Origin of the sequence: Streptomyces milbemycinicus (assembly GCF_002154605.1) — a bacterium.
GTDB classification, from domain to species: domain Bacteria; phylum Actinomycetota; class Actinomycetes; order Streptomycetales; family Streptomycetaceae; genus Streptomyces; species Streptomyces milbemycinicus.
This window is the reverse complement of record NZ_MUNE01000237.1, coordinates 1-22,596: the sequence shown is the minus strand read 5'-3', so window position 1 is coordinate 22,596 and position 22,596 is coordinate 1. Positions and strand designations below refer to the sequence as shown.

Annotated in this window: 18 protein-coding genes; 7 read left to right on the top strand and 11 right to left on the bottom strand. The window is 68.4% G+C overall.

All coding sequences use genetic code 11. The features are described 5' to 3' along the window. Window positions 1–2 precede the first annotated feature (2 nt). A complete protein-coding gene (locus CCN51_RS20035) occupies window positions 3–2,546 on the bottom strand; it encodes a beta-L-arabinofuranosidase domain-containing protein (RefSeq protein ID WP_043488120.1) in 2,544 nt (847 codons plus the stop codon). A gap of 492 nt (window positions 2,547–3,038) precedes the next feature. Between CCN51_RS20035 and CCN51_RS20030 the strand changes: the two genes are divergently transcribed. Continuing rightward, complete coding sequence (locus CCN51_RS20030) at window positions 3,039–4,820, top strand: carbamoyltransferase family protein (RefSeq protein WP_014181626.1); 1,782 nt, start codon at window positions 3,039–3,041, stop codon at window positions 4,818–4,820. A 54-nt stretch (window positions 4,821–4,874) separates the two neighbouring features. Here CCN51_RS20030 and CCN51_RS20025 read toward each other — a convergent pair whose 3' ends face one another. The 6 genes from CCN51_RS20025 to CCN51_RS20000 all read right to left on the bottom strand — a co-directional run bounded on the left by CCN51_RS20025 (window position 4,875) and on the right by CCN51_RS20000 (window position 13,535). After that, complete coding sequence (locus tag CCN51_RS20025; protein WP_014181625.1) at window positions 4,875–5,303, bottom strand: cupin domain-containing protein; 429 nt, start codon at window positions 5,301–5,303, stop codon at window positions 4,875–4,877. A 31-nt stretch (window positions 5,304–5,334) separates the two neighbouring features. Continuing rightward, the gene (locus CCN51_RS20020; RefSeq protein WP_014181624.1) at window positions 5,335–7,323 is read right to left on the bottom strand and encodes an aminotransferase class I/II-fold pyridoxal phosphate-dependent enzyme; all 1,989 of its coding nucleotides are present in this window, start codon (window positions 7,321–7,323) and stop codon (window positions 5,335–5,337) included. A 23-nt stretch (window positions 7,324–7,346) separates the two neighbouring features. Next, entirely contained in the window at window positions 7,347–8,303 is a 957-nt protein-coding gene (locus tag CCN51_RS20015) for an NAD-dependent epimerase/dehydratase family protein (RefSeq protein ID WP_014181623.1), read from the bottom strand. A gap of 80 nt (window positions 8,304–8,383) precedes the next feature. Then, window positions 8,384–11,137, bottom strand: coding sequence for a non-ribosomal peptide synthetase (locus tag CCN51_RS20010; RefSeq protein ID WP_014181622.1), 2,754 nt, complete (start codon window positions 11,135–11,137; stop codon window positions 8,384–8,386). A 273-nt stretch (window positions 11,138–11,410) separates the two neighbouring features. Next, window positions 11,411–12,580: an ATP-grasp domain-containing protein gene (locus CCN51_RS20005; RefSeq protein WP_043488119.1), complete on the bottom strand. Its 1,170-nt coding sequence runs from the start codon at window positions 12,578–12,580 to the stop codon at window positions 11,411–11,413. Window positions 12,581–12,773: 193 nt separating this feature from the next. Then, window positions 12,774–13,535 carry a Mut7-C RNAse domain-containing protein gene (locus CCN51_RS20000; protein WP_014181620.1) on the bottom strand — a complete coding sequence of 254 codons (762 nt, stop codon included), beginning with the start codon at window positions 13,533–13,535 and terminating at the stop codon, window positions 12,774–12,776. 392 nt (window positions 13,536–13,927) lie between these two features. Between CCN51_RS20000 and stsA the strand changes: the two genes are divergently transcribed. From stsA to CCN51_RS19980, 5 genes are all read left to right on the top strand, one after another. Then, window positions 13,928–14,065: a StsA family sactipeptide RiPP gene (stsA, locus tag CCN51_RS55910; protein WP_170061324.1), complete on the top strand. Its 138-nt coding sequence runs from the start codon at window positions 13,928–13,930 to the stop codon at window positions 14,063–14,065. A gap of 84 nt (window positions 14,066–14,149) precedes the next feature. Continuing rightward, on the top strand, window positions 14,150–15,568 hold the full coding sequence (gene stsB, locus CCN51_RS19995; protein ID WP_014181618.1) for a StsB family radical SAM/SPASM domain sactipeptide maturase: 1,419 nt from the start codon (window positions 14,150–14,152) through the stop codon (window positions 15,566–15,568). A gap of 12 nt (window positions 15,569–15,580) precedes the next feature. Further along, window positions 15,581–15,967, top strand: a complete 387-nt coding sequence (locus tag CCN51_RS19990) for a PqqD family protein (RefSeq protein ID WP_086859939.1) — start codon at window positions 15,581–15,583, stop codon at window positions 15,965–15,967. Beyond that, window positions 15,964–16,920, top strand: a complete 957-nt coding sequence (locus CCN51_RS19985; protein ID WP_014181616.1) for an ABC transporter ATP-binding protein — start codon at window positions 15,964–15,966, stop codon at window positions 16,918–16,920. Before CCN51_RS19990 ends, CCN51_RS19985 begins: the two co-directional genes overlap by 4 nt. Then, complete coding sequence (locus CCN51_RS19980) at window positions 16,910–17,719, top strand: ABC transporter permease (RefSeq protein WP_014181615.1); 810 nt, start codon at window positions 16,910–16,912, stop codon at window positions 17,717–17,719. Before CCN51_RS19985 ends, CCN51_RS19980 begins: the two co-directional genes overlap by 11 nt. Window positions 17,720–17,781: 62 nt before the next feature. On the opposite strand, the gene CCN51_RS19975 is transcribed toward CCN51_RS19980, so the two are convergent. Beyond that, a complete protein-coding gene (locus tag CCN51_RS19975) occupies window positions 17,782–18,279 on the bottom strand; it encodes an allene oxide cyclase barrel-like domain-containing protein (protein ID WP_014181614.1) in 498 nt (165 codons plus the stop codon). Window positions 18,280–18,404: 125 nt separating this feature from the next. Then, window positions 18,405–19,151, bottom strand: a complete 747-nt coding sequence (locus tag CCN51_RS19970; RefSeq protein WP_014181613.1) for a YihY/virulence factor BrkB family protein — start codon at window positions 19,149–19,151, stop codon at window positions 18,405–18,407. A gap of 195 nt (window positions 19,152–19,346) precedes the next feature. Between CCN51_RS19970 and CCN51_RS19965 the strand changes: the two genes are divergently transcribed. Continuing rightward, a complete protein-coding gene (locus CCN51_RS19965) occupies window positions 19,347–21,032 on the top strand; it encodes a histidine kinase dimerization/phospho-acceptor domain-containing protein (RefSeq protein WP_086859937.1) in 1,686 nt (561 codons plus the stop codon). A gap of 115 nt (window positions 21,033–21,147) precedes the next feature. Here the strand turns inward: CCN51_RS19965 and CCN51_RS19960 are convergent, their stop codons facing one another. Together CCN51_RS19960 and CCN51_RS19955 are read right to left on the bottom strand one after the other, a co-directional pair. Beyond that, complete coding sequence (locus tag CCN51_RS19960; protein ID WP_043486571.1) at window positions 21,148–22,245, bottom strand: lytic polysaccharide monooxygenase auxiliary activity family 9 protein; 1,098 nt, start codon at window positions 22,243–22,245, stop codon at window positions 21,148–21,150. 141 nt (window positions 22,246–22,386) lie between these two features. Continuing rightward, window positions 22,387–22,596 (bottom strand): hypothetical protein (locus tag CCN51_RS19955; protein ID WP_143675852.1); only part of this gene is annotated, 210 nt, incomplete at its 5' end.

The following is a 22,596-nucleotide window of genomic DNA, read 5'->3' as shown; positions in this document are numbered from 1 at the left end:
GGTCAGCCGTTGGTGCGGTGCAGGGCGGCGACCTCGGCTGCGGTCAGGGCGCGCCCCAGGACGCGGAAGTCGGCCACGGCGCCGTGCAGATAGGGGTGGGTCGGGTTCTGCGAGCGGCCGAGATAGTTGCGGGTGGTCGCACCGAGCAGCAGCGGACCGGAGACCACCGCGTCGTTGCGCCCGGCCTCCTCGCCGTCCACGTACAGCACGCCGCTGCCGCCGCCGAGGGTGAGCGCCAGATGGGTCCACCGGCCCGGCTCCAGGGCGGCCGAGGCGTCGATGAAGTCCTCCGCCTCCATGCCCGCGATCTTCCACGCCGCGCGGGCCTTGCCGGCCCCGGTGCGCGGGGTGAGGAAGAGATAGGTGTTCTTGTGGAAACCGAGGTCGAAGACGCGGGCGGAGTTGGCCACGCTCTCCAGGAACACCCTTACAGAGAGGGTGAGTTGGGGCAGCCCCGTCAGCAGCCCGGGTGGCAGCGCGACATGGCCGTCCTTCCCGTCCAGCGCCACCGCCCGCGGCCCCGCGGTGGTCCAGGTGGCGCCGCCGGCCAGCCGGGCGTCCGGGAAGCGGCGCAGCGCGTCCGCGCTGGTCGCCCCGGCGCCCTCGGCCAGCGGAAAGCGGGCGATCTCGCGCCGCCCGGGGCCGCGCGGCGGGACGGCGAAGTAGACGTTGTAGCTCTGGTGGTGCACCCGGTGGAAGGGCAGCAGCGGCACCTTCTCCCCCTCGGCCACGGCCGTGAACTCCGGCCCGCCACGCAACACCACCTGCCGCACCGAGGACGGCTCGATGTCCGGGATGGTGCTCAGGGCCTGCTCCCCGTACGCACCGGCCAGCACCAGCGGGCCGTACGACACCGCCTTGATATGCGGGTTGTCCGGCGCCGGGCGCCACACCAGCTCACGCGGGAAGGTCAGCTCGACGGTGTCACCGGTGCGCCAGCGCCGGTCGAGGGTCAGATAGCGGCCCGGCACCGGCGTGGCGTCCACCGGCCGGCCGGCCACCAGCACCCGCGCCCGAGGCCCTGCGTCCGCCAGCCAGCCGGGCACCCGCACCTTGAGCGCGAGCCGTCCGCCACCTTCGGCGACGGTCAGCCGGACGGTGTCGGTGTCGGGGTAGCCGGACCGCTGGACCAGCCGGAATCCGCGCTCGGCCCATGTCACTTCGGAGGGGATGAAGAGGTTGACGTACAGGGCGCCGGCGTGCTCGTCGCGGAAGTAGATAGTGTCCGCGAACTTGGTGTGGGTCTCCATCCCGGTGCCGTGGTCGCAGGAGAAGTTGTCGTAGTCGCCGCTGTAGCTGCCCGGCGCCGAGCCCAGACCTCCCTTGGGCTGCCGGCGCGACCCGGCCCACAGACCGGTGTAGTACGTGACGAAGCCGTGGTCGGAGTCGGGGTCCTGCTCGCCGAGCATCTGGTTGTACAGGGTCCACTCGTAGTGGTCCATATACGCCGCCCTGCCCGGCTCGTGGAGGAAGAGCTGACGGCCGATCTTGAGCATGTTGTAGCTGTTGCAGTTCTCGCAGGTGTCCTCCGACAGCCTGCTGACGATCTGCCCGGGCGGGCCGAAGAACTCCTGGTTGGAGTTGCCGCCGATGACATACGAGTGGTCGCGCACCACGATGTCCCAGAAGTTCCGTGCGATCCGCAGATAGCGCGGGTCCCCGGTGGCCCGGTACTCCTCGGCCGCCCCCACGATCTTGGCGATCTCGGTGTTGGCGTGGCGCCCGTCGAGCTCGTCGCGCCCCTCGTCCAGCGGTCCGTAGAGCGACTGATGGTCGAAGCGGCGCGCCGTCCGCAGATGGACGGGGTCGCCGGTGACCAGATACAGCCCCGCCAGCACCTCGTTCATCCCGCCGAACTCCACGCCGAGGAGCCGCTGCATGGTGGCCTCGTCGAGCGGGGCGGTACGGGAGTCGACCCAGGCCGCCATCCCCCGCAACACCTCAAGGGCCTGGTCGTTCCCGCTGAGCCGGTGCTGGTCCAGCAGCCCGGCCATGATCTTGTGGATGGTGTAATACGGGGCCCACGGCTTGCCGCCCGCCTCGAGCTCGTCGAAGATCCGCTCGGGAAAGGCGGACAGATAGCCCGTCCGGTAGCCCGCGCCGGGCGACGCCGCCTGACACTCGGCGAGCGCCGCGACGATTCCGCGCGCCTTGTCCGCGTACGTCTGCTCGCCGGTGTGAGCATGGGCGAAGGCCAGCGCGGAGAGCAGATGCCCGGTGCTGTGGCCGCGCAGCAGCACGTTCGGCGCCTCCCAGCCGCCGCACGGCTGGGCGGTGGAGGGCAGTTGGACATTGAGCCGGAAGGTGTGCAGCAGCCGCTCCGGATCGACGAAGCGCAGATAGGCCAGGGTGCGCCGCATATTGGCCAGGAACGGGCTCTCCAGCAGCCGTACGGCGGAGAGCGGGAAGGGCGCCAGCCGGGCGGGGGCGGCCTCGACGTCGGCAGAAGCGGGGTCGGGGGCATCGGCGAAAGCAGGGGCGGGCAGCCCCGCGGCCCACGCGGCGACGGCCGCGCCACTCGCGGCCAGCGCCCGTCTGCGGCTCATACGGGGCCCTGCGACTGATCCGGATCCGGTCATGGCGTGCGTCTCCTTCGGGGGCAGGGCGGTCCCCGGGTCGCGACCTGCCCGAAATTGAAACGTTTCGATTTGATGGCCAGGAAGCTATGGGCGTATGCGGCCGTGCGTCAAGGGTTGTGCCGCCCAAAGAAGTTGACACGATTCATCCATGGCGCCGACACTGGCCGACGGACCGGTCGACGGGCCGGCCGACCGACCACCCGACGGTCCGGCCGGTGGACCGGCGCACCGACCGGACCTCGGGCCCCGCACCCGGGCAACGGCCATCGGCACGGGAAATCCTCCCCGTGTGTCGGGTATTGAGCGGTACGACATTCGGTGCGAATTTCTCCCGGAGGTGCCGTCGCCCGGGAAATCAAACCACCATCTGTTTACGCATCATGCCTATCCCTCATGTATGCGGGCCGAGTAGCCTGTTCTGGCTTTGGCTACTGTTGTGCTTTGGGAGGCTGAGAGCCAGTGATCGTGCTCGGTTACAACGGATTCAGCAGGGGCGCGGAGCTTTTCGGACGCCTCTACGGGGCGACCGGGGTCGGCCGTAATCTTTTGGTGGGTCATGACGCCGCGGCGGCTCTGGTGGTCGACGGCGAGTTGGTCGCGGCAGTCGAGGAGGAGCGGCTGAGCCGGGTCAAGAAGACCTCCGATTTTCCGGCCCAGGCAATCAAGTGGTGCCTGGACTCCGCCGGTGTCGACCTCGACCAGGTGGACGTTTTCGCTTTCCCCTGGCGATTTTCGCCCGCCGTGGCCGAGGAGATGATTTCGCAGATATGTGACTCCGACCTGCCGGTCACGGCCAAGTTCGACGCCCTGCGCAGCGCGGGTGAGGTCTACGCCGGCATGTTCAGCCGCGAGGCGGTGTACAGCGACTTCGTCCAGCACACCGGCTATGAGCTGGATCCCAACAAGCTCACCCTGGTCCCTCACCATCTGGCCCATCTCATGTGCGGTGCCTATCTGGCCGGCGGGGGCGACGCCGCCTTCCTGGTGAGCGACGGCCGGGCGGAGACCCTGTCCTCCGTCATGGGCGAGCTGCGGAACGGTGTGGTCAGCCTGTTCGAGGGCGGCACCGTCCCCATGACCAGCTCGCTCGGGGTGGCCTACGGCCGGATCACCCGCTATCTGGGCTTCGTGCCCAACAACGATGAGTACAAGGTGATGGGCCTGGCCGCGTACGGCCCGCCGCCGCAGCACAACCCGCTGCTCGAGCGCGTGGTGCGGCTGCATGAGGACGGCTCGTACACCATCTCCATCCCCATGGACATCGGGGCCTACTACGCACTGTTCGACAGCCTGTTCGGCGGCGACAGCGAGAAGCGCGAGCAGTTCGACTTCCGGGTGAAGGTCGCCGGGCTGGCGCAGCACATGGTCGAGGCCATCACCGCGCATCAGCTGCGGACCCTGACCGCGGCCTCCGACCTGGACACCCTGCTCTTCGAGGGCGGTCTGGCGCTCAACTGCGTGGCCAATACGAAGATGCTGGAGAGGTCGTCGTTCACCGGCATGGAGGTCAGCTTCGGGGCCAGCGACCCGGGCGTCGCCATCGGCGCGGCCGTGTACACCGCCGGTCTCAGGAACCGGCCCGCCGACGCGGTCACCACCCCCTATCTGGGGCCCTCGTACGACGAGAGCCAGGTCCTGGACGCGCTGGCGGAGTACGCGGATCGCGTCGAATGGCAGGAGGAGCCCGACGCCGCCGCGGTCGCCGAGCGGACGGCGGAGCTGCTGGCCGGGAAGAACGTCGTGGGCTGGTTCCAGGGCCGCGCCGAGTTCGGCCCGCGCGCCCTGGGCAACCGCAGCATCCTCGCCAACCCGGCCTTCCCCGACATCAAGGACATCATCAATATCCGGGTGAAACACCGGGAACCCTTCCGCCCGTTCGCGCCCGTCGTCCTTGAATCCGAGGCTCCGCGCGTCTTCGAGCTGGGCAAGAAGACCTCATCCCCGTATATGACCTTCGTCTTCCCGGTGCGGAAGGAGTACCGGGAGCGGATCCCCGGCGCCTGTCATGTGGATGGCACGGCGCGGATCCAGACGGTCGACGAGCGGCAGAACCCCGAGCTCGCGCGGCTGCTGCGGGCCTTCACGGCGCGTACGGAGGTGCCCTGCCTCCTCAACACCTCGTTCAATGTGGCCGGTGAGCCCATCGTCTGCTCACCGCGGGACGCGCTGGAGTGCTTCCTCGCCACCGAGATCGACTATCTGGTGATCGACCGGTTCGTGATCACCAAGAAGGAAGGCTGAGCCGTCGGCCCGCAGGGCGGTTTCGCCCTGCGGGCCGGCACGACTCAATCCTCTTCAGAGCTGAATGGGCTCGTTGGGCCCGCCCTTTGTCTCGATGGTCAAGAACGACAGAACCTCATCGCCGATATTCTTCAGATCGTGAAGATGATATTGCCCTTCGGGGCAGCAAAAATGCCGGGTCTGACCGCGGACATAAGAGATCTCATGAGTGGTGCCATCGCCTGAGTGCTGACGGGCCAGGCCACTTGTGAGCGCTATCCAGAAGTAGTCCAGTACATGCCGGTGGACGGGGATGCGCTCTCCCGGCTGAAGATGGGTCTCCCAGATACGCAGTGAATCGGTCTCCTTCACCAGCGACTGGCCGATCCTGCCGTTATGGGCGTTGTCAATGAATTCCTGCTTCAGTGGGGGGCTCCAGCGGGCATACCCTTCGGCGACGACAGTGCTGTCCAGAGGGAGATCGGAGCGAGAATCATTACCCACGAACCGGGTCCTTTCGGCTGAACGCTATGGCTCACAGAGCGGCGGAGAATGCTTCGAGCAGGGCGGTGTTCGCGCGCCGATCGCCGATGGTGATACGGCAGGTATCCGGGATCACCCGCCCGGTGTCGGCGACGACAATCCCCGCGCGCTGAAGCTGTTCCATCACCCGCTCGTGCTTGTGCAGTCGGACGAACAGGAAGTTGGTCTCCGAGGGGAACACCCGGTCCACCGCGGGGTGCTCGGCCAGCGCCGCGGCCATCCGGTCGCGCTCGGCGCGGATGCGCTGGATGACGGCGAGCACCCGTCGCGAGTTGGTCAGCCGGTCCCGTACGGCCTGCTGGGATGCGTTGGTGAAGCCGAAGGGCACCTGCAGCCGCCGCAGCGCCTCGATGATGCCGGGCTGGGCCAGGGCGATTCCGCAACGCGCGCTGGCGAGCCCCCATGCCTTCGAAAGTGTTCTGAGCACGATGAGGTTGTCGCGCTGTCCGATCAGCCCGGCGTACGAGGGCTTCTCGCTGAACTCGACATAGGCCTCGTCGATCACCACCAGCCCGCGGGTGTGGTCCAGCAGGTGGTGTACCTGCTCCGGATCGAGCCTGGTTCCGGCGGGGTTGTTGGGATCGCACAGGATGGTCACCCGGGGATCGGCCGCCAGGATCCGCTCGGTGTCGAGCTGGGACAGGTCCTCGCCCTGGAGCGGCACTTCGACGACGGGCAGCCGCAGGAGGTGGGCGAAGTGGCCGTAGAGCGGGAAGGTGGGTGGTGTGACGCAGACGGACTCGCCGGGTGAGGCCAGCGCCGCCAGGAGCAGCATGGCACCGTCCACCGACCCGCTACTGAACAGCAGATGATCCGGGGTCAGTGCATGAACACCGCCGCCGGAGTGGCCGGGCAGCTTCGCGATCGTGGTCAGATAGGTGTCGGCGAGCTCTGCGGTGTCGAGGTGGGGATACTCGCTTGCGGTGCCTAGGTACGGATTGGTGTTGCTCGACAGGTCGATCGTGTCGAACCGTGGCACATGGCGGAAGCGGGCCGGGCCCGGGACCGGCACCCCCGCGACGGGGGGAGCCGCGAAGCGTGAGAGCTCCTGGTCCGCCACCTTTTCCTCGGTGGGCTCGAGGTCAGGGGCGCGCAGCCAGTGGTCGAGGGGGACGAACAGATCGGCCCCGAGGCGGCGCATACGGTCCACGTTTCCCCGGCCGAGGTGGACCCAGTCCATGCCGGAGCGCTGGGCGTGGAGGTACAGCCGGTACAGGGACGCGACGAAGAGGTTGCGCCGCGCGATGGGATCGTCGTGGTCGATGGCCTGGGTGAGGTAGTAGATCCCCCGGCCGTTGTGGGACGTGGTGATGAGCCCGGCCTGGACCACGGTGTTCTTTCTGCGGCGCACCAGCATCTCGGTGCGCTCCGCCAGCGCGCCGTGTGCCAGGGCGTCGAGGGCGTCGGCGTTGTACAGGTTGTCGTGGCTGCCGTGGCGCTCGGCCTGGCGCTGGTGGAGCTCGACGAAGGCGCCTCGCGCCCAGGGACTTCCGTCGAGCTCGTTCAGCCGGATCCGCTCCCAGCCGGCCTCACGGGAGACCGCGCGCTCGCGACGGCGCAGATCGCCGAGTTGTCGGGCACCGACGCGGGTCCGTAGGACATCGTCCACAGCGCCCGCCGCCGGCTCCCTGGGCAGCCGGACGACACACTCGGGCTCGGCGACGACGGGGACGAGCCCTGCCGCCCGCAGCGCGCCGGTGTCGTCGCTGCGGCGCACGCCGGGCACCAGGATCTGGGACACGTCCAGCGCCTCCGCACGGCGGAGCAGTTCTTCGAGGGCGTGGCGGGTGGGGGCGGGGCTCGTCGGATGGTACGGGGCCCCGCCGGCGACGAGGGTGGGGCGGTCGAGCACCGCGGGGTCCAGGGCGGCGAACGCGCGGGCGTCCCGGCCGAGGCGGGTCAGGGAGCACACGGGCGCGCGGGACCCGAGGGCGGCGCACAGCACGTCCTGAAGCGCCTCGATATCTGCGGACCTGCGCATGCTCGAATCTCCACTCCTCGTCGTCACTTGGTCGTCTCGGCTCCGTGCGCGGCGACGTACTCGTCGATGCGGTCGCGGTACTCCTCGAACAGGTCGGACACGGTGCGGGCGATACCGGTCTGCCAGCCGATGGAGCAGTCGCCGATCAGGCCGCGGCGGACGTCGTGGTCGAAGATCGCCGTTTCCCGGCTGTAGTCGCCGCGGTCCAGTCGCACCGGGACTCCGGTGAGCTCGGACAGGTACTCCAGCAGGTCGGTGATGCCGACCTCCTCGTCGCCGCCCCAGTTCACCACCCGCGCGGGCGCCTGCGCGACACCCCACAGCAGCGGCACTTGGCGGACGACGTCATCGGTGTGCAGCAGGTTGCAGTAGTTCTGCCCTTCGCGGGGCACCGCGCACGCCTGTCCCCTGCGCATCTCCCTGAACAAGATCATGGGTACGCCGCCATGACCGTATGGGCCGTAGGCGATGTTGAGGCGGGCTATCACCGTCGGCAATCCGAGTGTTTCGGCCAGGCCGCGCACCACCCCTTCGGCGGTGATCTTGGCGACGGGGTACGTCGGCAGCCACGGCGCCGCCCCGCCCAGCGGGTCGCTCTCCCGGTATCGATGTGTCCGATCGGCCCGGTTGTAGACCACGCCGGACGACACGTACAGGAACGACTCGGCCGCGGAGCAGTGGGTCATCAGCCGTGCGGTGCCGACGGCGTTGATGCGCGTGGTCTCCTCGAAGTCATGGCCGTCGCCCCGGTGCACCGCCGAGTGCAGTACGTGGGTGAAGTCGCGCGGCAGGCCCTCCAGATCATCGGTGGCCATGTCCCAGGTGGCGGTGCGGACGCCCAGCTCTTCGAGGGCCTTGCGGGCGTCCGCGTCGCCGAACCGGCCCAGGCACCACACCTCGTTGTCGGAGGCGAGCGCTTCGGCGACGGGCCTGGCGACCTGTCCCGTTCCACCGGTGATGAGAATCTTCTTGCCTTGCATGATCAGTGGCTCCTGGTCGTATGAGCGGTTGCCTCTGCCGGTCCTCAGCCGAGCGCCGGTCCTCAGCCGAGCGCCGGTCCTCAGCCGAGCGCGCGGGCCAGTTCCTGCCGCAAGGTCGCCTGGAAGGTGTGCACATGCTGCGGGCTCATCAAGGTGTAGTGCTCCCCGTCGACGTCGATATAGGTATTGGGGTCGCGGGTGAACTCGTCCCAGTGGCTCAGCTGGTTGTCCAGCCACTCCTGTTTGGTACCGCGCAGCGGGGTGCAGTAGAAGACCTTCACCTGCCCGACCACCCCCGACGGTTCATAGGTGCGGCCCAGGTGCACCATGCTCTGGGCCAGGTCGACCCAGGCGGTGAACCGCTCAAGGGTGAGGTCCAGTTCGGTCAGCCGGCGCTTCGGGGCATGGTCGATCAGATAGGCCAGCTGATCGGGCTCGGGCAACGGGCGGAGCGTGGCGGTCAGCTCCTCGATATCTGCTGCGTTGATCAGCTCAAGGAACAGCGCCAGGTTGATGGCGCCGTCGGTGAAGCTGATCTCGTTCATACGGTCGGCGATCCTCGGCGGCAGGTTGAAGACCCCCACGAAGTCGACCCGGTCGCCGTCGGCCTCCAGCCGCTTGGCGATCTCGAAGGCCACCGCCCCGCCGTAGGAGTACCCCGCGACGGCGTACGGGCCGCTGGGCTGCACCTGCCGGATGGCCTCCACATAGGTGGACACCATTTCGTCGAACGATCCGAAGTGGGTCTCGCCCTGGCCGAACCCGCGTGCCCGCAGTGCGTAGAACGGCCGCTCGCCCGTGAAGTACTTGGCGAGGTTGATGAACACCAGCACCTCCCCCAGACCGGGATGGACGCAGAACAGGGGCGTCCCGTCCCCGGTGACCTGCAGCGGCACCAGCGGATCGTAGGCGGAGTCCCCGACGGCATCGACGCCCTGCCCGCCCCGCAGGCGGCCGGCCAGCGCTCGTACGGTCGGCGCCTGCAGAAGCGTCGACATGGGCAGATCGTCGATGCCGAACTCGATCTGAGTCTCCAGTTTGAGCCGCAGCACGTCCAACGAGGTCCCGCCCAGGTCGAAGAAGCTGGCGGTCGCCGGCACCTTCTCGGTGTTCAGTACGCGGGCGTAGATATCGGCCAGCGCGGTCTCGACGTCGCCCTCCGGCGCCACATAGCCGCCGAGGAACCGGGTGCTGACCTCGTCCGACCGACGGGCCGCCGCGTCCAGGCTGCCGTCCTCGACGGCCGTGCGCAGCCGCGACCGTTGGATCTTGCCGAGGTTGCCGCGGGGGAGATCGGCCTCGGCGACGGGGAGGATCAGCTGCGGACGGAACCCCCAGTGCATCACCGTGGAGCTGCGGATCGACACGATGGCCCGGTATACGGCCGTGTCGTCGGCGGGGTCGCCCGCCGGTACGAACGCGACGGCGAGCTGTTCGGAGTCGGCCCCCTCCGGTCGGATCGGGAAGGCCGCGACCTGCCCGCGCTTCACCCCGTCCAGCTCGTCCAGGACCGTTTCCAGGTCGTGGCTGTAGTAGTTGACGCCGCTGACGATGATGGAGTCCTTGGTACGGCCGACCAGCATCAACCGACCCTCGGAGTCGAGGTAACCCAGATCGCCGGTGCGGAACCAGCCGTCGGGGGTGAACGCCTGGGCGGTGGCCTCCTCATTGCCGAAGTAGCCGGCGGAGACCATCGTGCCGCGCAACTGCACCTCGCCCGGCTCGGCCGACGCCGGCTCGTCGGTGGAGGCCAGCACCGCGCCGTCGCCGCCCGTGATACGGATCCGCAGGCCCCGCACCGGGCGGCCCAGCGGGGGAAACTCCGTCTCGAGGTCCTGGGTGGCGAAGTCGCGGTTGAAGATGGAGCCGGCGCATGTCTCGGTCATGCCGAACGCGGGCACGATCACGTCCTCGCGCAACCCGTAGCGCGCGAGCGTGCTCAGAAATGTCCGTACGGTGGTGGTCACGGTGGCCTCGCCGCCGGAGATGATGTGCCGCACCCCTGACAGATCCAACTCCTCCGGCGCGGGCTGCCGCCCGGAGAGGGCCTGGTTGATCTGCCCGAACAGGAAGTTGGGGGTGAAGGTCACGCGCACCTGATGAGCCGTGAGCAGCCTCAGGAACTCCACCGGGTCGGCCAGCACCGTGGCCGGAGTTGTCATGACCTGATCGGCACCATTGAACATCGGCAGCAGATGTGCCTCGATCGCGGCGATGTGATCGGCCGAGATCCAGTTCAACGACTTGTCGTCGGGCCCGAGTTCCAGCGCCCCCGCCTTACCGGCCTGAGCCGCCAGCAGATTGGCGTGGGTGAGCATGACCGCCTTGCTCGATCCGGTGGACCCGGAGGTGAGCATCAGCAGGGCGAGATCGTCCGGTGCGGGCGTGTGGAGCTGATCGTGCTCGGCCGAGGCATGGTTCAGCTCCTCGACCGTCACCGTCCGCAGCCCGATATCGGGCAGGTCTCCATGAGCCGCCTTGGAGACGACCATCAGCGGGTCGCCCAAGAGGGTGCGCAGATGCTCCAGTTGTGCGCGCCACCGGGAGGGGTCGGCCGGCGGTGCGATCGGGCACGGCACGACACCGGCGAGCACACACCCCCAGAAGGCGCGGAAGAAATTCTCCGGATCATTGGCCTCGATCAGCACCCGGTCGCCCGGGGCGGTGCCGTAGTCGCGCAGCCCTTGGGAAATCCGGCAGGCGCACTCCCGCAACTCGGCGTACGACAGGAACGAACCCCCGATGAAGGTGCTGAAGGTAATGCCGTGCGTGGTGTCGGACGCGGCACGTTCAAGCAGCTGAGGGAGCGTCGCAGCAGGAAGTCGATCCGGCATGGGGAAGTCCTCCGATCGGACGGCACGGAAAACAAGAGAGAGCAGAGGCTCGGGCGCGGCGTGTCGCGAACGGCACGGGGCCTGGCTCTGAATTCCCATCGCGAACGGATGGTTATGGGGACCCTGGGGATGACACGGGCCTTGGGCGGGTCACGGGTGGATGCGGCTGGGCCGGGGGCGGCGTGGCGCCTGCGGCACAGAGGAGCGCGGCGAGGTGATCTCATGGGCGCCGGGCGCTCCGGGCCGAAGGCTCGCTCCGGGCGGTCCAGCGGATCAGGTGGACCCGGTCTCGTTGAAGCGCACGATGTCTTCGATCTTTTTCTGCAGTTTCAGCTCGTCCGGGTCGGATACGATTGCCTTACCAACGAGGCCGTATGGCCCGATCGGCGCATCAGGCGACGAATTGTAATCAATCTCATCGAAAATGAAGTTGCGTTCGAAGTCCGCTTGGGTCAGAGTGCCGCCCTTGCCGGGGCGCAGCAGAATGCAGCCGTGGAATCGGTCCGGTGTCCTGTTCTTGCTCAGTGCTTCAGATGCCCCTTCCCCGAGCGCAAGGCTGATTTCGACGTCGAAGAGGTCGACGCCGAATGTCAAATGGGTCATCTGAGGGGTTAGCCCTCCCGGAATGCGGATGGCGCACTCGCCAAAAGTCGGCCCCGCCTCTGTGGTGAAGATCTCCAAGTGGAATACGCAATCAGGTGCGTTCAGGCTGGTGAGTACCTGGCCGGCGAGTGTCTCCGCCTCATGGAACAGTTTTGAATGCCGCGTCTTGTCCAGGAGGTAGGCGGCCATGATGCCGCCTTGTGCGGCCGTCAGCGGTGATACGTGATAGTTGCTCATGGACGACCATCGGAGATCGCCATTCTCCCAGACACCGTCGATATAAACTTCCGGGGCGTCTATGAAGGACTCGGCGACGATCTGGACGTCCGAGTGGCCCGGGAACGGCTCCAGGGCTCCTGAATACTCTTCCGGGGAACGGACGATGCTGGTACGGAGCGAGCCGGCCCCGGTCGCCGGCTTGATCACGAAGACGCTCCCCAGGTCGTCGGCGAGATCCGCGAACGACGTGTCCTGTGACACATACCGGCAGCGAGCTCGCCTGATATGGGGCGGCAGCTTGCTCTTCTGAAGGTACTTGTCCCGGAAATAAAGGGCTGTCTTTGAATCCGTATTCCCGGGCAGATTCAGCTGTTGCCGCAAATAGATTGCCGAGAATACGCCCATTTCATGGACGCTCAGCGCCCCTACCACGTCATCGATGCGCGCGGAGAGCACCGCTCGCAATACTTCCTGGACGTTCTCCATGTCGATGACACGCTTGAATCGTCGATCCTTCGGGGGGATCGCCGGTTCCTGCGCTATATAGAATGGATCCAAGCCTCGGCGCCGCAGAGCCTGATCGAGATCGGGTCTATATCCGATAACAATCACCGTCGGCATTCTTGCCTCCCCGTATGACGGCCGACCAAAACGCTTGGTTACTTCATCGCGGCCAACACTGTGGCATCGTCGCACAGGGATACTAGGTTGTGATCCTTTGCCGATGGGCTGTGATGCAAGTCACAAGTTGGGCCATGGGTGGGAATGGAATCGTTTAGTCCATTCCTGCTCCACGGAGTGCATTTTGCCGACCTCAACCGAAACGCGCAGGCGAGGGCCTGTCGTCAATGGGGGCGCCGAACTCCCCCATCGCCTGCCGGACGATCTCCTCCAGCCGGGCGTGGTGCGCGCCGCGCCAGTACACGCGCTCGCAGACCGTGCACTGGGCGAAGACGTCATAGGTGCGGCGCGTGCCGTGCTCCAGGCGCTCGCGGACGGCGTCCTTGTCGGCGTCCTCGAGCGGGCCGTTGCATGCGGTGCACCGCGTCCAGGGGGCGAGCTGCGGGGTGAACCGGCCGAGCACATCACGCAGTTGGTCGTCGGGGCGGTCACTGTAGACGAACGCCCCGGCCCACAGCTCGCGCCGGCGCAGCAGCCCCCGGTCCCGGGAGAGCAACACCCGCTGCTGGGCGGCGGAGAGCGCGGCCAGGGCGGGGTCACCGATGTCCTCGCTCTCGTACGCCGCGTCCACGCCCAGCAGCCGCAGCCGCCGTGCGAGCGTGCCCAGGTGCACATCGAGCAGAAAGCGCAGCGGCGCGCCGGGCACCCGCTGTGGCCGCACGACCGCGCACACCTTCACGGACTCCCCCGCGCGGGGCACATGCGACACCGGAGTCTCGCGGCCGTCCACGAGCAGCCCGCCGACCTCGGTGAGCGGGACGCCCAGCGACTCGACGACGTGTCCGAGCGTGGACGCCCCGTCGGTGCGGACGGCGGTCCGGTCCCGGCGTCGCTCGGGGACGGCGAACATCCGCAGTTCGGGGGCCAGGCTGACATGGATCTCCGGTCCGTTCACATGGCCAGCATGCCAGGCCGCGGGCCGGAAGAAAATCCAATAACTCCCGTCACTCTCGTCGCTTCCCGCCACTCGCCGGCGAAATACAGAAATGATCGATACGCGGAGCACAAGGGCCTCTCGGGCGCCATTGATCGACGGGCGGAAAATGGCGCGAATATAGTGCCCGCTCGGGCACCCCGATCGCCGACCATGCGGATCACTTTGTTCCTGTTGACACTTACGACCGACCACCTCAATGCTGTGAGGGTTCGGCCGATCTGCCGCACAACCCATGCCCGCCCTTGCGATGGGAATACGCCATGCCCCCATCGTCCGGCGCGCCCGAAAATCAGGGCCGGCCGGTCCGGGAGCGGGTATCCGCAAGCGCCAATCGCGAGAAAGGACGAATCATGGAAAGTCCTGCCTGGGTGAAGCCGGAATTGCTTCCGGTCGAGTTCGACATCGACCAGCCGTGCTCCTGCGACTGTTCGGGCGGTGCCGGCGCCGGGTCCGGTAACGCCGAATCCGAGCCGAGACTCGAGATCTGACCGACGGCTGTCGGCAGTCCCCGTCAGCCGGCAGGCGGGGCCCGGCGCGCGGCCGGCGCCCCGCCTGCTCATGGGAGGTGCAGGATGAAGCTACTGGAACAGTGGTCCGACCTGATCGTTCCCGAAGATCTCGTCTATTTCCGGCACTCGGAAAGGCGGCTGGTCGCCAACCCCGAACTGGCCGCCTGGTGTGTGCTGACCGAACCGGAATCCGCCGTGCTGAGGGCGCTCAGCCGCGGCCAGGAGCCCCCGTCGTCCGGCGGCGGATCCGCGGAGGTGGAGCGCGTCCTGGCCAAGCTCGTGCTCAAGTGGATCGTCTATCTGCCCGGCCACCGCCCGGCGGTGCGCCCGCCCGAGCCGAGCCTCACGACCGTCTATTACGCGATCACCGACGGCTGCAATCTGCGCTGCCCGTACTGCTACGCCTCATCGGAGAAGTGCCTGCCCGGGGAGTTGTCCACCGAGGAGTCGCTCGACCTCGTCGACCAGGCGGCGGACATGGACGTACGGCAGATGATCTTCACGGGCGGTGAACCGATGCTGCGCAAGGACCTGTTCCTGGTCGCATCGCACGCCCGCGACCGCGGACTGACCGTCAATATGATCACCAATGGCACGATGATCCGCACGGCGGAGATCGCGCGGCAGATCTCGGAGATCTTCGGCACGGTGACCGTGAGCGTGGACGGCGGTACGGCCGAGATACACGAGCGGACCCGCGGCAAGGGCACGTTCGCCCGGACCGGCAAGGGTCTGGGACTGCTCAACGAGGCGGGCGTCGTCCCCGTCATCAATCATGTGGTGACACCGGAGAACGTGGACGCCCTGGAGAAGGTCTGCGAATTCGTGGACGATCTCAAGGTGCGCCGGGTGCGCCTCATGTATCACTCGGACCTCGGCCGCGCGGCGACCGACGGATACGAATTCGGATGGCGGGACTTCCAGAAGATCCAGACATTCTTCTGGACCAATCCGATGGCCGACAAGCTTCTCCCCGACGGCCCCAAGGCCAGCAAGCCCTGCACCATCAGGGGAAACTGCGGCATGGGCGGCAATGAGATCTATATAAATTCACTGGGCGATGTATACCCGTGCAAACTCGTCACCGAGCCGGTACACAAGGCCGGTAACGTACGGGAGCACCGGCTGACCGAACTCTTCGCGGCCCCGGTGCTGGCCGATATGCGCGGCAACAGCGTATTCAGCGGCGAGAACCTCAAGGACTGCCGGCGCTGCTACATCCGGGCGGCCTGCGGCGGTGGCTGCCGGGCGTACCACATGGCGGAGACCGGCGATGTGCACCGCAACGGCCGCCATCTGTGCCGGATGCTGCGCCACTCCATGATCTCCAACTGGTGGCGGGCCGCCGGGGTGTCCGGACGCGAACTCACCGAGCACCAGGACCAGCTGCTCCAGCCCCACCTGGTCCGGGACGACACGGTCCACCCGGTGTACGAGGACTGGAAGACCCCCGGCCGTCGCCTCCTCCCCCTCGTCAACTGAAGGGATACGTCCATGCGCTACCGGATCGCCCCCGACGTCGTCTGGATGGCCGACGACGGCGAAGTGCGGCTCTACGACGGCCATTCAGGCGAGTTCCAGACCCTCAACAGCACGGGTGCCGAGCTATGGCTCCTCGTGTCCGAAGGAAACCCCGCCGACGCGGCCGGCATCGCGTCTCAGATGGCGCAGCGGTACGCCGCCGAGGACACCGGGCAGGCGGCCGTGGTCGTGCGGGATGTGCGCGAGTTCCTGGACACGCTGGCGGGACAGGGACTTCTGCTGACCGACATGGCCGACACGGCTGACATGGCCGACCTGGCCGACGTGGCCGACGTGGCCGACGTGGCCGACGTGGCCGACGACCTCGCCCCGTCCGGGCCCGCGGGCCCGTCGGCATGACGCCCGCGGTCCATGCGGACGAGCTGGTCAAGCGGTACGACGGCATGGCACACGACGCGGTGAGCCATCTGTCGTTCGCCATCGAACCGGGCGAGGTCATCGGCCTGCTGGGCCCGAACGGGGCCGGGAAGACCACGCTCATCAAGATGATCTGCGGGGCCACCGTCCCCACCCGGGGCGCCGTCGAGGTGTTCGGGGCCGACCCCGCGGGGCCCACGGGGGCGGTCAAGCGCGGGATCGGCGTCGTCCACCAGAGCGGCCCGTTCGACATGATGCTGCCCGCCCTGGACAATCTGCGGACCGCCGCCAGATACAAGGGGCTGCGCTGGCGCGACGTCCGGCGGCAGGTGGACGATCTGCTCACCGCCTTCGGCCTGGACGGCAAGACCGGCCAGCTCACCTTCACCCTCTCCGGAGGGGAGAGAAGGCGCCTCCAGGTCATTCGGGCGCTGCTCGGAGATCCGCCGCTGCTGCTGCTCGACGAGCCCTCCGCCGGGCTGGATGTGGGCGGCCGCCGCCAGGTGTGGTCGCTGCTGCACGAACTGCGCCGCCGGCATGGGACCACGATGCTGTGGACCAGTCATTACGTGGAGGAGGTGGAGCGCAACTGCCGGCGGGTCCTGGTGGTCGACCACGGCAGGCTGGTCGAGTTCGCGGCCCCGCGCGAACTCGCCGAGCGGTTCGGCGGCCAGGTGGCGCTGGTGCGCCCGGAGCGCCCACAGGACACCGACGCGTTGCTGGCCGTGCTCGGCCGGGCGCAGCCACCGCTGCAGGTGACGGTCGGCGAGGTCGAGGGCGAGGTCGAGGTCAGGGGCCAGGGCATGCGGGCCCGCCTCCCCGCGCTGCTGACCCGTGCGGAGGCGCTGGGGATCGGCATCGGGGCGGTCGAGTACCGCACACCGTCACTGGAGGACGCCTTTTTGACCCTCGTGGGGGCCGGACATGACGGCTGACCTCGTATCGGGACCGTCCACGGGACCGACGCTGCTGCGCGGTGACATCGCGGCGACGATGTACCGCGAGTATCTGCTGCTCACCCGCAACCGCACCAACCTGCTGCTCGCCATCACCCCGAGCGCCGTGTACCTGCTCCTCTTCGCCACCTCCCTGTCCCGTCTGATCGGGGACGTGCGGTACGAGGGCCGTCTCGTCAGCTACCCGGAATTCGCCGTCCCCGCCCTGCTGCTCTCCTCGATGCTCGCGGCGGCCACCACCGCGGGCGCCTCCCTCTTCCAGGAGCGTCTGGGGCGGATGGACGTGGAACTGTGGTCCTATCCGTTGCGGCGCGGCAGCTATGTGGCGGGAAAGCTCATCGTCAGTACGCTGCTGATCCTCGCGCAGAGCCTGGCCGCGCTGGGGGTGTCCCTCCTCGTCTTCACCTTCCGCTGGCCGCCGAGCCACTGGGTGGCGATCCTGTGCGGGATCGCCGTCGCGTCGATGGCGTTCAACGGTCTGTATCTGCTGCTCGCCACCTTGTTCAAGGATTTCCAGCGCTTCACGGTGACCATCAACGTGCTCGCGCCCACGCTTCTGTTCGCCAGCCCCTCGTTCTACCCCGCGCCACAGATGGCGCCCGTGCTGCGCTGGCTGTCCTGGGCCAATCCGGTGACGTACGGGATCCGCTGCATCCGCGACGGGGCGCTCAATGGGTTCGGCTCCGCCTGGCCCTGGATGCTGACGCTGCTCGCCTTCGCGGCCGTCGCCTGTGTTCTCATCGGACGCTCCTTGATGGCCCGCGCCCGCGAGATCTGACACCGGCGGACCCGGGCCGCGCTCTTCGCGCCCGGGTCCGCCGTACGAGCGTGTTCCGCTGGTCAGGGGATGAGGTGGACGACGATCTCCGTCTGGGCGGCGCCCGGGTTGACGGCCTGGATGAAGCCGTGTGCGGTGCGGTAGACGCCCGTACCTCCCGTGATGGCCAAAGTGACGTCCGAGGGGCCGCCGGCCATGATCGTGAACCGTCCCTGGAAGGTGATCTGGCCCTGCGGCAGCACAAGAGTGCCCTCGCACAGCAGGTCGCTCTGGTCGGGGGGCGCGACCCGGGTGATCGTGCACACCTCGCTGAACGTGCCCACCTGTTGGCTGTTCTGCAGCACGTTTCCGCTGATGATGAGCTCGTCTCCCTGGCTCGGCCCGAGGCCGTCGAGGTCCAGGAAGCTCTGGTCGGTCGGCTGTGTGATCAGATGGAAAAGGGTCTCTTGATGGGACGGGTCATAGGTGTCGTCCCCCACGGCCGATGCCGGGGCGGCGCAGGCCAGAAGGGCGGCAAGCCCGGTGGCCGCGCTGAGGCCGACACGCTTCAGGTGATGCATGGCGCTTATCTCCTCTGCAAAGCACAGGGCCAACAATGCCCATGTGTCATATAAGGAGAGGATCTGATCAAGATCGTGACTCCGCGACAGATCCTGGCCATCCGTGTGACCAGCGCCCCGTACGGTCAGCCCTTCCTGTGCCGGCGCCGGTTTGTCATCAGCACCCACTCCTCGTGCAGCAGCCTGCCGAGGAGCGCCCCGCCGAAGACCACGAAGCCGACGCCGACCAGCCAGGACTGGACGACCAGGACCGTGCCGACCGGCCCGTACGAGACGGCGCTCGAGGCGATCAGCGGGGAGAACACCAGCCGGGAGAAGATCCGCAGGCCGAACAGCCCGATCCCGGTCGCCAGCGCTCCGGGCAGCAGGGCGCCCCAGCCGATCCGCCCGCCGAGCAGCACGTGCTGCGACCACCAGAAGAACGTCACCGTCCCCCCGATCCCGATCCCCAGCCGCCACCCCGGCCCCAGATGCGAGGACAACAGGAGGTAGCCGATGAGCACCGCGAGCCACACCAGATGGCGCCAGATGGTGTGCCAGCGGCCCGGGGGCAGCTCCCACACCTTCTCGTAGCCGGTCTGCACCGCGGCCCCGAACCGGAGGCCGAACACGCACAGCGTCGCCAGACCGAACGCCGTGGTGGTCTCCAGTGCCTGCCGCGGCGGGGCGAACAGCCGCCGCACCTCGTCCCGCGACCCGTCGGACACCCCGAGCCCTTCGGCCAGCCACTGGGCGAACCCCTGCCGGTTCACCGGGTCGGCCGCGGCGACCACGATGAGCAGCGGTACGAGGGTGAGAAATCCGAGCGCGGCGAAACCCATGGCGCGGTGGAGCAGTTCGAACTCGCTGCCGCGCCGCCATCCGCGCCCCATCGGGGAGGCGTGGAATGCCTCGTGCAACCGTTTGAAGAGGGAATCGTGGTCCCGCCGCGCCCGTCTGCCGCGCGGCGGTTGGTCGTCTCGCGGTGATCCGTCGTCCCGCGGTGTGGGCCCGCGCACTCAGCAGACCGTACCAACGATTCATCGCGGCACCGCTGTGCCACACTGTGACTGAGGAGAGCCGACTCCATGAACGGGCCCGAGAGGCAGCACTCAACGGTGGAGGAGCTGTTCGCCGCGGGCGGTTCGCTGGGCAGCCTGATGAGCGGCATCGACTGGGCGGCGACCCCCCTGGGGCGGACGGACACGTGGCCTGCCCGGCTGACCGAGGCCCTGCGGATCACTCTCGGCTCCGAACAGCCGATGGCGCTGTTCTGGGGCCCCGAACTCCGGATGCTGTACAACGCGAGCTACGCCGCCCTCATCGGCAGCAAGCACCCGGGGGCGCTGGGCGAGCCGTGCGGCGAGGTGTTCCCGGAGAACTGGGAGACGACCACGGGGCCGCTCTTCCGCGCCGTCTTGGACAGCCGCAAGCCGATCATGGTCACGGACATGGGCTTCACGCTCATCCGGCGCGGCTTCCTGGAGCAGTCCTACTATGACGTCTCCTTCCAGCCGATCACGCAGCCGGACGGCACCGTGGGCGGTGTGCTGCACGTCGTCATCGAGACCACGGCACGGGTGCTCAACGAGCGGCGGCTGCGGCTGCTGGCCGCCCTCGGCTCCAGGACGGCCGGGCTGCTCACCCCGCAGGACGTCGCCCGTACGGTCGCGGAGGTGCTGGACGGCCACCGCGAGGACGTGCCGTTCACCGCGGTCTATCTGGCGCCAGGGCCCGGAAGGCTGCGGCTGGCCGCCGCCACGGCCGTGGCGGCGGACGCCACCGGGCCGGCCGAGGACCTACGGCTGGAGGAGCCCGCCGAGGAAGGCGGGCTCGCGGCGCGGCTGGCCGCGGTGGTCGAGGGCGCCGCCCCTGCCTGGCTGCCGGGTTCGCTGCTCGGGTGGCGGGGGCAGAAAGCGCTGGCCCATCCGCTGCTCCGCTCGGACGAGGTGGCGGGTGTACTCGTCATGGGGGTCAACCCCAAGCTGCCCGTCAACGCCTCCTACCAGGACTTCTACGATGTGCTCGCCCGCGGTGTCAGCGCGGCGCTGGCGGCTGCGCACACCCAGCAGGAGCAACGTCTGCGCGCGGAGGCGCTGGCCGAGCTGGACCGCGCCAAGACGACGTTCTTCTCCAACGTCAGCCATGAGTTCCGCACCCCGCTGACCCTGCTGCTGGGACCGGTGCAGCAGGCCCTCTCGGTGGAGGACCGGCCCGAGCGGCGCAGACAGCTCGAGCTCGCCGAGCGCAGCGCGCTGCGCCTGTTGAAGCTGGTCAACACGCTGCTCGATGTGTCCCGGGCGGAGGCCGGGCGGCTGAGGGGCCACTTCGAGCCGGTGGATCTTTCGCGTGTCACGGCGGAGCTGGCGGCGGTGTTCCGCTCCGCCTTCGATCTGGCGGGGCTCAGCCTGCGGGTGGAGTGTCCCCCGCTGCCCGGGCCGGTGCATGTGGACCGGGAGATGTGGGAGAAGATCGTCCTCAATCTGCTCAGCAACGCGCTGAAGTTCACCTTCGCGGGCGGGGTCACGGTGCGGCTGGCCGCCGCCGGGGCGGGGGTGCTCATCGCCCCGGCGCATGTGGCCGCCGGGTACGACTGTGCGGTGCTGCCCCTGGATCCGCCCTGGCAGCGTGAGCTGACGGCGTTTTCCCGGGTCGAACTCACCGGGGCCGCGGCCTCCTTCGTCGGGCTGCTGGACCGGGGGTGGTGGGGGCGGACAGAGAAAGGCCGGTCTGCCGCCCACGAGGGGGAAGGGGACGGCAGACCGGCAGGGTGAGGTGCACCTGACAGGGCGGAGGAGCGGATCAGGGCACCGTGTGGATCGGGGTGGGGCGGGGCAGCGCGCTGTGCGGGTCAGCGCGCTGCGCTGTGCGGGTCAGTGCATGTTCGGGTCAGTGCACCATACAGATTGGCGCCGCCGCCGCGTCGGGCGAGCCGCCGCTGGCCGCATAGCCGAAGGTCGTCGACGCTCCGGCCGCCAATGAGCCGTTCCAGTCGGCGTTGGTGACCGACGCCGATGAGCCCGTGGCGGTCAGTTTGCCGTTCCAGACGCTGTCCACCCGTTGCCCGGACGGCAGGGTCCAGTCGACCATCCAGGAGGAGATGGGGGTGGCGCCGGAGTTGGTCACCGTCACCTCGGCCTGGTAGCCGCCGTTCCAGGTGCTGATGGTCTTCTGGGCGGCAGTGCACTTGGCCGTCGGCGGGTCGGTCGGGTCGCTGCCGCCGCTGGAGGCGCCCGGCACCGTCACCTCACCGTTGCCGCCGTCGAAGACCACATCGGAGCAGCTGTAGAAGGTCTCCTGGCTGTCCGAGCGGGTCCAGACGGTGTAGATGATGTGGCGGCCGCTCTTGCCCGAGGGCAGATTGGCGGTCCAGGTGTACTTGCCGTCCACCGTGCCGACCGGGCCTGTCTGCGGCGGGTTCGTCACCGTGTTGAACGGCTGGTCCTCCAGGTCGTTCCAGGTGAGCGGCTTCGTCGGGTCGATCGGGTTCTTGGTGACGTAGCTGCGGAACGAACCGGGGTGCGCGGCCCAGGCGTTGTAGGTGAACTGCATCGACTTACCGGCGGTCAGATGGGTCACCGGCCAGTCGTTGCTGCCCAGGTCGAAACCGGAGAAGTTGTAGACGGTGGCCGCGCCGCTGCACAGCTGGCCGTCCGGGATGAAGCCCTTGGTCCGGCCCGCCCCGTCCGACCGCAGCACCGCGAACCAGTTGTAGAAGGGCGTGGCCCCGCTCTTGTCGAACGCGGCCTTGCACGCGGGGTTGGTCGGCTTGACCTCTCCGGTGCTGGACAGGCTGTACTTCCAGCACAGATAGGTGCGGCTGCCGGGCGCCATCGGCGCTCCGTGCGCGGAGGCGCTGCCGCCGCCGAAGAAGACCAGGCCGAGGGCGGGCAGCACACCGAGCAGCACCAGCAGTACGGACCGGCGGGCGCGGGAACTGCCCGGCGGGCGAGCGGGACGTGCGAGAGCCATCAATCGTCGTGGCATTGCGCTTCTTCTTCCCTTCGACGCGAACGGGTCAGGAACCGTCGTATGGGAGCGCTCCCAAGTTACTTTGTGAAGGTAGCGCCGTCCGCAGTACGTGTAAATGCTTTAGGCCGCGAACACAGCACCAGTTCTGGCGGGCCGTCAGCTCCGGATCAGCAACGCCACCGGAAATCGGTCGAAAAGGTCGCTCAACGGGTCGGCGCCCTCGGCCGTCCGCCCGGTCAGCACATCCCGCCAGCGGCCCGGCGGCAGCGCCAGCGCCGTGCCGCGCCAGCCGCCCGCCTCCGCGAGCCGCCTCGACAGCCGGGTGACGGCGGTGACCGCCCCGCCGCCTCCACCGCCCCCATCGCC